The organism is Mesorhizobium sp. M2A.F.Ca.ET.039.01.1.1 (genome assembly GCF_003998035.1).
Taxonomy (GTDB): domain Bacteria; phylum Pseudomonadota; class Alphaproteobacteria; order Rhizobiales; family Rhizobiaceae; genus Mesorhizobium.
Genome location: NZ_RZRY01000151.1, coordinates 1 through 11,233 on the forward strand (window position 1 = coordinate 1; position 11,233 = coordinate 11,233).

The 11,233-nt window shown below is 61.3% G+C and carries 10 protein-coding genes; 6 read left to right on the forward strand and 4 right to left on the reverse strand.

Translation table 11 applies throughout. From position 1 onward, the window contains the following. From EOA24_RS14125 to EOA24_RS14140, 4 genes are all read left to right on the forward strand, one after another. Positions 1–913: ABC transporter substrate-binding protein (locus EOA24_RS14125; protein WP_127409862.1), on the forward strand; the 913-nt coding region annotated here is incomplete at its 5' end. Between the two features lie 74 nt (positions 914–987). Next, the gene (locus EOA24_RS14130; RefSeq protein WP_245501794.1) at positions 988–2,538 is read left to right on the forward strand and encodes a sugar ABC transporter ATP-binding protein; all 1,551 of its coding nucleotides are present in this window, start codon (positions 988–990) and stop codon (positions 2,536–2,538) included. Beyond that, positions 2,535–3,515 carry an ABC transporter permease gene (locus EOA24_RS14135; protein WP_127409863.1) on the forward strand — a complete coding sequence of 327 codons (981 nt, stop codon included), beginning with the start codon at positions 2,535–2,537 and terminating at the stop codon, positions 3,513–3,515. The genes EOA24_RS14130 and EOA24_RS14135 overlap by 4 nt, the downstream gene beginning before the upstream one ends. 24 nt (positions 3,516–3,539) lie before the next feature. Beyond that, positions 3,540–4,553 carry an ABC transporter permease gene (locus EOA24_RS14140; RefSeq protein ID WP_127409870.1) on the forward strand — a complete coding sequence of 338 codons (1,014 nt, stop codon included), beginning with the start codon at positions 3,540–3,542 and terminating at the stop codon, positions 4,551–4,553. Positions 4,554–4,762: 209 nt separating this feature from the next. Here EOA24_RS14140 and nadC read toward each other — a convergent pair whose 3' ends face one another. The 4 genes from nadC to EOA24_RS14160 form a co-directional block, all read right to left on the reverse strand. Further along, positions 4,763–5,611, reverse strand: coding sequence for a carboxylating nicotinate-nucleotide diphosphorylase (nadC, locus tag EOA24_RS14145; protein WP_127409864.1), 849 nt, complete (start codon positions 5,609–5,611; stop codon positions 4,763–4,765). A 2-nt stretch (positions 5,612–5,613) separates the two neighbouring features. Then, positions 5,614–7,167 carry an L-aspartate oxidase gene (locus EOA24_RS14150; RefSeq protein WP_127409865.1) on the reverse strand — a complete coding sequence of 518 codons (1,554 nt, stop codon included), beginning with the start codon at positions 7,165–7,167 and terminating at the stop codon, positions 5,614–5,616. Further along, positions 7,164–8,138, reverse strand: a complete 975-nt coding sequence (gene nadA, locus EOA24_RS14155) for a quinolinate synthase NadA (RefSeq protein WP_127409866.1) — start codon at positions 8,136–8,138, stop codon at positions 7,164–7,166. The genes EOA24_RS14150 and nadA overlap by 4 nt, the downstream gene beginning before the upstream one ends. Before the next feature lie 67 nt (positions 8,139–8,205). Further along, the gene (locus tag EOA24_RS14160) at positions 8,206–9,192 is read right to left on the reverse strand and encodes a hypothetical protein (RefSeq protein WP_127409867.1); all 987 of its coding nucleotides are present in this window, start codon (positions 9,190–9,192) and stop codon (positions 8,206–8,208) included. A 655-nt stretch (positions 9,193–9,847) separates the two neighbouring features. Here EOA24_RS14160 and EOA24_RS14165 point away from each other — a divergent pair. Together EOA24_RS14165 and EOA24_RS14170 are read left to right on the forward strand one after the other, a co-directional pair. Further along, positions 9,848–10,591 carry an aldo/keto reductase gene (locus tag EOA24_RS14165; RefSeq protein WP_127409868.1) on the forward strand — a complete coding sequence of 248 codons (744 nt, stop codon included), beginning with the start codon at positions 9,848–9,850 and terminating at the stop codon, positions 10,589–10,591. A gap of 130 nt (positions 10,592–10,721) precedes the next feature. Further along, positions 10,722–11,233: TetR/AcrR family transcriptional regulator (locus tag EOA24_RS14170; RefSeq protein WP_133374513.1), on the forward strand; the 512-nt coding region annotated here is incomplete at its 3' end.

The window sequence follows — 11,233 nt, forward strand, 5'->3', positions numbered from 1 at the left end:
CACCAACAAGCTTCTGCCGAAATACAAGGCGGCCGGTCTCGTCTCCGACTTCGTGGTAACGCAGTCGGAGCTCAAGGATACGGTGCAGATTCAGCAAATGCGCCAGATGGTCGATGACGGGGTCGACGCAATCATCATCTGCTGTTCCAACGTCACGGCCCTCAATCAGACGATCGAATACGCGCACGACAAAGGCGTCCCGGTGATTTCCTTTTCGGGTTATGTGACATCGCCCCTGGCCATCAACGCCACCGAAAACGCCGTGCAGAACGGCTATATCGCTGGCGAATGGCTAGCCAAGGAAATAGGGGGCAAGGGCAATATCCTTCTGGTGTCGGGCATCCCCGGCATGGCCACGTCCGACAGCTTTGACCTTGGTGCCAAGGAAGCCCTCGCCGACCATCCCGACGTCAAGATTGTCGGTAATGTCGCGGGCAACTGGACCGATCAGGTTGCGCAGGTCGAGGTGCAGAAGTTCCTGGCCACAACCCCCCAGCAGATCGACGGCATCCTGGCCCAGTCATCGAATGAGAATGGCGTGCTCAACGCGGTTCGCCAGTCCGGCCGCGAAATGATGCCAATCGTGCTCGGTGGCGAGGCCTCGGCCGCATGCTTCTGGCGCAATACCCCCGATTTTGTCAGCAAGAGCTTCCACTTCTGGCCGCCCCGTGCCGACGCCAGGCTGGCCTGGGACGTCACGCTCCGTGTACTCGAAGGCCAGGGCCCAAAGAACCAGTCGATCCTGCGTCAGGCTCTGCCCTACACCATTGACGACGTGAACGCGGCTTTGCCGAAGGACTGCGACCCGAACTCGACCGACTGGATCGAGCCCAAGGGCGACGATTGGGCAACCTCCGGCGTGCTGGACGCCTTCTTCGAGAGACCGCATGATCCCCTCAGTTGGAAGCCTTGACCGCGGGCGGACAACTCGCACTCTGGCGGAGCCCAACCTCCGCCGGAGTGCTCGACCAGCGAAGGGGATCCAAAGTGGACAATGGGAAAAACTTCATCGAGCTGAGCAACGTCGTCAAAGCGTTCGGCGAAACCAAAGCCCTGCGCAGCTGCAGCTTTTCTGCCCGTAGTGGGGAAGTGCATGCGATCGTCGGTGAAAACGGCAGCGGGAAAAGCACCCTCGCAAAGATCATTTCAGGCGTGATGAGAGAAGACTCCGGCAGCGTCCGGGTACTCGGCGGCCGTCCGCGCAATCCCATCGAAGCTCAAACGCTTGGCGTAGCCACGATCTTCCAGGAAGTCCTGCTGGCCGATGAAGCAAGCGTAGCGGACAGTCTGTTTGTCGGCGCCGACGGTTTCCTCACCAAAAAGGTCTCCGCACGGGAAAAGCAGTCCCGCGCGCGGGAAATGATGCGGCGTTTCACGGGGCGCGACATTCCGCCGTGGGTACGCGTCGGGACTTTGCCGCTCAGCGTCAAGCAATGGATCGTCATCGGCAGGGCTCTGTTGCGCCAGCCGAAGGTGCTGATCCTGGATGAGTCTTCCGCTGCATTGGATCTAGAGGCGACCGAGCGCCTCCATCACGAAATCCATCAATTGCGTGAGGCCGGAGCCTGCGTGGTCCTGGTAACGCATCGTATCGCGGAACTGGTGCGCATCGCCGACAGGGCAACAATCCTCCGTGATGGCGTTGCGGTCGGAACGCTCGATAAGTCTGCGCTGACCGAGCAGAATCTGCTGGCCTTGATGACGCCGCAGGACCGTCAGATTGCCTCGCTTGATCGGCGCCAGTCCTCGGTGGCTAAGCCGCCGCTGATGACCATGTCCAGTGTGCAGCTGACGGAGAGGGCGCAGGCTTTTGATTTCCAGATAAGTCCGGGGCAGATTGTCGGAGTGACCGGGCTCGACGGTCAGGGTCACGAGCTGTTTGCCGCAGCTGCAGCGGGTATTTCCAGGCCCGAAACCGGGGCACCGCTGATGCACCTGGCCGGCGGCGCGATTCGGGCTTTGCGCAATGTGGCCGATGCGGACGCCTTCGGCGTCGCCTACGTATCAGGCGACAGGAAACGCGACGGCATTTTTCCCAACCTCAGCATTTTCGAGAATCTCGCAATAAGTCTCTATCGCCAGAACACGGGCCCGCTTGGATTGATCAGGCGCAAAACTCTGGAACAGGCTTTTGCAAGCGAGGTGCGCAGGCTTTCCATCAAGACTGGCCATTCCTCCAACAAGATTACGTCTCTCAGCGGTGGCAACCAGCAAAAGATCCTGATCGGCCGGGCATTCGCACGGGATCCGCAATTGATCGTGCTTAATGATCCAGCTCGGGGCGTGGATCTTGGCACCAAACGGGACCTTTACCGAGAACTGCGGAACTACACCGACGCCGGCGGTGCGGTGATCTACCTCTCCAGCGAAATCGAGGAGTTTCTGGGCTTCGCTGATCGGGTCGACGTGTTCGTCAACGGTAGCCTGTTCCGCTCCCTCGAAGGCGACAACATCGCGGAGGCTCCGATCCTGAGTGCAATGTTCGGCCACGCCGATCATACCGGACTCCAAGCAGTGACCGAAGGAATGGTTCAATGACCGCAGCATATTCCTCGGGCCGGGTGTCCCGCGACAGCCATCTTGTCGTTCCGGCGGCTTTGTTCATGCTCCTTGCCTTGGCCTGCATTGTCCGTAGCCCGGCTCTTTTTACCGGCACTGGAATAGCAGGGGCCGTGTTGGTGGCAGCGCCGCTCGTTCTTGCGACAATGGCTCTCACACCCATCGTGATGGCCGGGCGCGGTGCCGTCGATCTGGCTGTGGGGCCGCTTCTCGGGTTTATCAACGTAACGCTGATCCAGTGGCTGGTCGGTAGCGGGATTGTAGGCCCGGTGGAGTTCTTCGCCTGGGCCATTGGCATCGGTGTCGCCTACCAGCTCTTCCAGGCCTTTGTGATCGTCGTCGTGCGCGTTGCGCCGATCATTGTGACCTTAAGCAGCTATCTCTTCCTCAGTGGGATCAACTTGATGGTGATGCCGCGGGCAGGGGGTGTGGCTCCTGATTGGTTGGCCAAATGGGGCGCTGGCGTCGACCCATTTTCGCCGATTCTTGCCGTTGTTGTCGTGGCGCTTACTTTGTGGGGTCTTCTTACGCGCACGGCGTTCTATACGCATCTGCGCATGACCGGCTTGGACGAGCGCACCGCATATACGAGTGGCGTGCGCATCGAAGCCGTGCGCTTCGCGGCCCATGCCGTTGGCGGCGTCTTCGTCGGGTTAGCTGCGATCTGCCATACCGCACTGATCTCGTCCGGAGATCCGATCCAGGCAGGCACTTATACACTTCAGGCGATCACGGCCTTGGTGCTTGGGGGTGCCAGCATGGCGGGGGGAAGGGGCGGAGCTGTCGGTGCGCTCTTGGGTGCGCTCAATATGTTCATGATTTCCCGACTGCTCGCGACGTTCAATTTTGGTATGTACTCAGGCTACGCCACGCAAATGTCTTTCGGCCTCATCCTGATCGCATCGCTCTTGATCAACGTGCTCGTGAATAGCGCCAACGCGCCAAGGACGAGGTAGCAGATGACCGTGACACAGCTATCCATGGACGGAGCGAGGGGCGAGTTGGGCTCTTCTGGAATATCGCACATGATTCGAAACAATCGTGCCTTGGCCATCGGTGTCTGCCTTCTTCTCGCGCTTGCTATTGCGGGATCATTCCTCGTGCCAGGGTTTGCCTCGGTCCAGAATGCGCGTTCGATCCTGCTGCTTGCAGCGTTTCTGGGATTGGCATCGCTAGGGCAGACTATGGTTGCCCTGCTGGGGGGGCTGGATCTCTCGATCCCGTATGTCATCGGCGCAGCCAACATCCTTTTGCCTGCGATGATCAATGCGGGGTTGCCGGCCCCCATCGCCATCACCATGATCCTGCTGCTTGGGCTAATGGTTGGCGCAATTAACGGAGCGCTCAGTTTCCGGCTTCAAGGCCAGGCCCTTATAATGTCCCTTGGAGTCGGCTTCACGATCGTCGGTGCGACGCAGATCTACACCGCGCTCGGCTCTACCACCGGAGGCAATGTTTTTGCACCGATACCCGCCTGGCTGACGAACTTCGCTGCTTTCAACGGCCGTACATTTGGCTTCCCCATACCGCCGGTCGTCGTAATCTGGATCCTGGTGATCATCGCGACAAATTTTGTGGTGAAAAGAACATGGTTCGGCCGCAGCCTCTATGCTCTGGGAGGCAGCCGGAATGCCGCAGCCAGGCTCATGATAAACGAATTTAGACTGTGGGTTGCTGTACACGCGATCAGCGGCATCATGTCAGCAATGACCGGTGTGCTTCTTCTCGGCTTTTCTGGTGGCGGCTACGTAGCTGTGGGCGACCCCTATCTTTTCACAACAGTTGCAGCAGTGGTGATCGGCGGCACGTCATTGCTCGGAGGTGCTGGCGGTTATGGTGCAACCGTAATCGGGGCACTTGTCCTGACAGTCCTAACGTCCTTGCTGGTTGGTGTTGGACTATCGATCCCGGCGCAGCAGGCAATCGTGGGATTGCTTCTCATCCCGATGGTCGCTCTTTATGCCCGCATGCCGCACATTCGGTCCCAGGTCTGATACAAAGCCATTTATGCTCCGCTCGACGTAGCTCAAAGGTATTGTCCATCCTTTTTGAGAGAAACTAAGAACTAAACTTATATAGATTTTATTCTTCTAAGTTCTCAAATCAATATTTTAACGCGGCTGCGCCCTGGTCGTGGCGGCCAGTGACCGCAAAGACCACTCCCTATCGGATACATGCGGCCTTCAATTGGAGGTCGCATGAGCTACCGGCAATCCAGCCCGATATCGAGGATCAGCGCACTGTGCGTGATCCAGCCGACCGAAATCAGATCTACGCCGGTCGCGGCGATCGCAGGTGCCGTCTGCGCGGTCACCCGGCCGGATGCCTCGGTGATCGCGCGGCCGCCGACCATCGTCACGGCCCGGGTCAACTGCTGGGCGGTCATGTTGTCCAGCAGCACCGCGTCGACGTTGGCTGCCAGCGCTATGTCGAGCTGTTCGAGCGTGTCGACTTCCACCTCGATCTTCACCATGTGGCCTGCGGCCGCCCGCGCCCGCTCGATGGCCGTGCGGATGTCGCCGGCGATCGCGATGTGATTGTCCTTGATGAGCACGGCATCGTCGAGGCCGAAGCGGTGATTGCCGCCGCCGCCGGCGCGCACGGCGTATTTCTCCAGCGCGCGCAGGCCGGGCGTGGTCTTTCGCGTGCAGACGATCTTGGCCTTGTAGTCCCGCACCGCCTCGACAACCGCCGCGGTTTGCGTGGCGATGCCGCTCAAGTGGCAGAGGAAGTTGAGCGCCGTCCGCTCGGCTGTAAGCAGCGCACGCGCAGGTCCATGCACCGTCGCTAAGACGTCTCCGGCCGAGATGGCGGAACCGTCCGGGCGGATCACGGCGACTTCGGTCCGCGGATCGATCAGCTCGAAGGCGAGGGCGGCAACATCGAGGCCGGCAATCACGCCCGGCTGCCTTGCGGCCAGCACCATCGTCGCGGCGGCATCGGGAGGAACGATCGCGTCCGTGGTGAGATCGCCGGCGCGGCCCAGATCCTCGAGCAGGGCGGCTCGCACCAGCAGCTCGACCATCACGCGCGGCAACGGCGTCAGCGTCATGGTCAAGCCATCCTGTCGAGCAGCGCTTCGGAGGCGGAAGTCGTGTCGGCAAGGATCGCCGCCGCCTCGAATGTCCCGTCGAGCGTCAATCGCAGAGATCGCGGCTGCGCGTCGCGCTGGGGGAAATCGGCCCGGAAGTGCGAACCCCGGCTTTCCTCGCGGCTAAGGGCTGCGATCGTGATCATCAGCGCGACCAGCGCGGGGTCGGACGCGGCATCATGGCCGACTGCAATCGGCGCCAGAACCCCTGCCGCTTCGCGCAGCGTCTCACCGTCGCGCTCGATGCCGAGCGCGCGCGAGGCGATCGGGCGGATGCGCGAGACGTCCGGCCGCGGCGGCACGATCGCCGGTTTCAGCCGTTTACGCACGCCCGGAGACGCGGCGACAACGCTTGCCGCGACCCAGGCGGCCGATGTCACGGCTTCGATGAGCGAGTTGCTGGCAAGCCGGTTGGCGCCGTGCAGCCCGGTCCGCGCGACTTCGCCACAGGCCCACAGGCCGCGAAGCGAGCTGCGGCCTTCGGCGTCCACCGCCACGCCGCCCATGTGATAGTGAGCCGCGGGACGTACGGGGATCGGCTCTATGGCGGGGTCGATGCCGGCCTCGTGGCAGAGCAACGCTATTGCTAGAAAGCGTTCGGCGAATCTCGGCCCGAGACACTGCCGTGCGTCGAGGAACACGCGATGCCCGGCAGTGAGCTGGCGCCACACGCCGCGCGCCACGACATCGCGCGGCGCGAGTTCGCAGCCCGGCGTCTGGGCGAGGAAGCGCCTGCCGCGCTCGTCGACGAGGACGGCACCTTCGCCGCGCACCGCTTCGCTTATCAACGGCATCGGGCGCCGCGGGCCCTCGAGCGCGGTCGGGTGGAACTGAACGAATTCGAGATCGGCGAGTTCGGCGCCGGCACGTGCCGCAAGCGCCAGGCCCTGGCCGAACGAGCCGAGCGGGTTCGTCGTATGGTGGAACAGGCCGCCTGTGCCTCCGGTCGCGAGCACCACAGGGCCTGTCGAGAGCGTGATTGCGTCGCCGTTGCCGACGGCGAGCACGCCGGCGATTTCGCCGTCCTCGACAAACAGGTGTCGGACTTCGACGCCTTCGAGGACGGCGATCGAAGGTGTCTGCCGCACGGCGGCGGCAAGTGCGCGGACCAGTTCACGGCCGGTGGCGTCGCCGCCGGCATGGACGATCCGCCGGCGCGAATGCGCGGCTTCGAGCCCAAGCAGCAACGTGCCGCCTGGCGCATGGTCGAAATAAACGCCCAGTCGCTCGAGATGCTCGATCGCTCGTGGTGCCGCCTCGACGACGCGTCTCGCTGTCGCCTCGTCGCAAAGCGCGTCGCCGGCCGCGAGCGTGTCGGCAAGATGCAAGTCCGGGCTGTCGTCGCTGCCGAGGCTCGCTGCAATCCCGCCCTGCGCGAGCGTGCTGGAGGTTTCGTCTCCCAAAGTGGCCTTGGAGATGAGGACGACCGGTTCCGGGGCGAGATGGAGCGCCGTCATCAGCCCCGCAATGCCGCCGCCGATGATGACCGGCCGGCCGTGGAGGTCGTCTGTGGTCATATGGCGAGCATCCGCTCCACTGCCCGGCGCGCCCGATCCGCGACGCCAGGATCGATGGTGACGATGTGGCGGTTCTCCTCGAGTGCCGCGCGGATGTTGGCGAGCGTGATGCGCTTCATGTGCGGGCAGAGGTTGCATGGGCGCACGAAGTCGATTTCAGGATGCTCGACAGCGACGTTGTCGCTCATCGAGCATTCGGTCATCAGCACGACGCGCGCCGGCCTATGCCGTCCGACATAGTCCGACATCGCCGCCGTCGAGCCGGCGAAATCTGCTTCCGCGACAACTTCGGGCGGGCACTCGGGGTGAGCAAGCACCGTGATGCCGGGATGCGCCTCGCGCAGCTCGCGAATGTCGGCGGGCGTGAAGCGCTCATGCACCTCGCAACGGCCCTTCCATGCGATGATCTCGACCTTGGTCTGCGCCGCGATGTTCCTCGCCAGATATTCGTCGGGCAGCATGATCACCCGCGGCGCGCCAAGCGATTCCACGATCGCCAGCGCATTGCCCGAGGTGCAGCAGATGTCGGATTCGGCCTTCACGGCGGCGGAGGTGTTGACATAGGTCACGACCGGCACGCCGGGATAGCGCTGCCGCATCAGGCGCACATCCGCAGCCGTGATCGAGTCGGCCAATGAGCAGCCGGCGCCAAGGTCCGGAATGAGCACGGTCTTGCCCGGATTGAGCAGCTTCGCCGTCTCGGCCATGAAATGCACGCCGGCGAGCACGATGACGTCCGCATCGACCGACATCGCCTTGCGGGCGAGCGCCAGGCTGTCGCCGACGATGTCGGCCACGCAATGGAAGATCTCGGGCGTCTGGTAGTTGTGCGCCAGGATGACGGCGTTGCGCTCACGCTTCAGCGCCAGGATGGCGTCGATGTCGCCGGTGAAAGCCGGCCATTCGATCGGCGGGATGACTCGTCGGACACGATCATAAAGCGATGCAGCGTCAGGCAGTGAAGTAGGCATCGGCGCTCCAAATTATTCTCTAAGTGAGTATAATTTGGATATATTCTTATTATGAGAATAAAGGATGTCAAGCGCGCGATAGTGGCAATTTCGTTCCTGCGGCGACCCGCTCGTCGAGAACGGCACGGCGGAAGCGGAACAGTTTCGCCGGCCGTCCTACCGTATCGGCGGTTGTCTCTCCCGTTTCTTCGACCAGCTCCTGCTGCCCGATGAGGCGCCGGAAGTTCGGTTTGTGGACCAGCCTTCCGGAGAGCGCCTCAACGGTGCGTTGCAACTGGAGGAAAGTGAAGACGGGCGGCATCAGCTCGAACACTACAGGCCGGTATTTGATCTTGGAGCGAAGCCGCGCGATTCCGGTGGCCAGGATGCGACGATGGTCCGCTATCATCGGCGTCCCCGGTATCGGCAACGATCCGCGCGCCAATCCGCGCATTGCCTCTTCGACCAGGGCCGCCTCGTAGAGGAGCTCATAGCGCTGCAGGACGAGTTCCTCGTTCCAGTGACGGCCGTCAAAGCCAAAGGCGATTGCAGCCCTCTGCCGGCGCTCGCGCCTCACATGGTCCTGGCCAGCGTCGTCCGCCCAAGCCGCCAGCCGTGGCTGCAGAATATCGGCGACCATCGAGGGGACGTCGGAACGGTGGTCTTCCCAAGGGAAATAGTCGTACCAGCTCCGCCAGGCGCGCTTGCTCGAGGCGGCGGCATGCTCGGCGCGTGTCAGCGCAAGATAGCTGATCGAGATTACCCGTTGCCGGCGCTGCTCGCCGATCCGGTCGCGGTCGGCGCCAACTCTGTCGCTATCGGCAAACGTGTAGAGCTGCTCGATATAGCCGAGCTGGTGGCCGGTCTGCTGCTCTACCCATGTCCGCAGGCCGAACTGGAGAGAGCGATGGCCGAGCTCGAACGGGCCCGAGGGCAGCGCGTTGGCCTGGTCGACGGTGAGGACACTCGGTCCCTGATCCATCATTGCCACGACTACCGCGATCAGATCCACGTTCACATCCTGGGCCATGCCCGAATGCGTTTCTTTGCTGCTTGGCGATATGTGGTTTTTCATATTCCCCTGAGCTATTCGGCCAGCCCGGTCTGGAAAGGCTGAATCGAATCCGCTGCGAAATTGGACCGCGCTCGTTTGCCCGTCAACGTTCTAGCGCCATTCGCTCCGCCAGAGGGAATGGAAGACCAGGGAAAGGCGTTTAGTTCTCGGTAGCTTCGACTGCCACCCAACCAACCTGATGCCCACTTGGTTTGAAGCGATACGGTAATCAGCGGCGCTGACTGCAATCCGGTTGCATTTTCGTCCCAACGGATTTTCCAACTTCCGGCCGCGCGGCCCTGGCCGACTGCGCAGAAACCACAGAATTTGCGAAATTCGCCGTACTAATCCTCGGGAAAAAAGTACGGCGAACCGCACGCTAACCCTTTGAAACGATTGGTGATCCCGACAGGAATCGAACCTGTGACCTACAGATTAGGAATAAGAAGGTGGCTCACTTCGGGTTCTTATCCGGTTCGCCAGACCGCACAAAATCACACGAAGGACATGGATTGGCGAACCGCCCGCAAATTATTGACTTTCTTTGGTAAAGGTCGTCCCTCAGCGACTAACATAATCGTTGTTCGCCAATGGGTTGCGTGGCAGTTCGCCGAACTCGATTCAAGAAGCCGATTCAGACTGCTTGTTAAGCGGAAAGGTGGGCAGGCTGCTACGCGTGACCGCCCCGGATAAGCGTGAAGGGATCGGCCTTTGGCACGAGGTGCCCAACCGAGAAGTGATCTACGACTACACGTACGACGAGGATTCCCTCGAGCGCCCGGGGATCGATCGCTTTGACATCCTGATGGTCCACGATCTCGACATCTTCACACATGGATCGCGTGAGGCATTTCAAGTCAAGATCGCCCAATTCTTCGACGAGGGCGGCTATGAAGCGATGGTGAGGCTCCGCGAGCACGGAGTGGCCCAGGCCATAGGCAGCGGACAGAACGACGTCGAATGCAGTCAGGCCGTGGCAAACCGTGGCGACTTCGACATCTTCCTTGTCCCCGGACGCTACACACTGTTGGAACAGGAGGCCCTCGATAGCTTCCTTCCGTTCTGCGATGCGCGCGGCATCGGCGTTGTCATCGGTGGACCCTACAATTCCGGGATTCTCGCAACCGGGCCAATTGAAGGCGCATACTACAACTACGCCAAAGCTCCGCCCGAAATACTCGATCGTGTCCGTAGGATCCAGGCCGTCTGCGAGCGACATGGCGTGCGACTGATAGGTGCAGCATTCCACTTCCCGCTACTTCATCCGCAGATCATACCCGTCATTCCCGGTGGCGGCAGTGTCGAACAGATGAGGCAAAACGTTGCGATCTCTCAGGTGTCGGTTCCCGATGCGCTTCGGTCCGATCTCAGGGCGGCGGGCCTACTACACCAGGCTGCTCCGACCAGCCGACCCAACTGATACGAGCCAATTTTTGTGGCGCGCCTTAGTCCACTCTGCATCCCGGAAAATTATCTAAAAGCTCCTCGACCATAAAACGCTCGCCAACTCCCCCTTGACTGGACTGATCAGTCCAATGTAAATTGCATCGATGATTGAAGCTGAAACGACCCAAGAGCGAATTCTGCAAACGACGCTTGACCTCATCTGGGCTCGCAGCGTCGGCAACGTGTCGACCGACATGGTTTGCAAGCGCGCCAAAGTAAGCAAGAGCAGTCTCTATCATTTCTTTCCGTCGAAGTCGGATTTGGTGGTTGCTGCCTACGAGTTCCACTGGAAGCGCGTGGCGGCAGACTATGCGCAGGTGTTCAAGGAATCGATGACGGCCGAGGAGCAATTGAAGGCCTACGTCGCAATCACGACTGTCGACCTTACCCGGCAGAAAGAGCTAACCGGCAAGATTCTGGGATGTCCTTATGTTTTGGGGGCCGCTGAGATGAGCACGCTCGACGAGAAGGTTCGCGCGGTCGTCGAAAGCGTATTCGACAGGATCATTGGCTTCCTGGAAAAGGCCGTTGCTGTTGGCGTGAGGGCAGGGAGTTTCAAGGTAGATGACGCTCGCGTCGCCGCGCAGGACTTGTACATGATGATGACAGGGGCCGT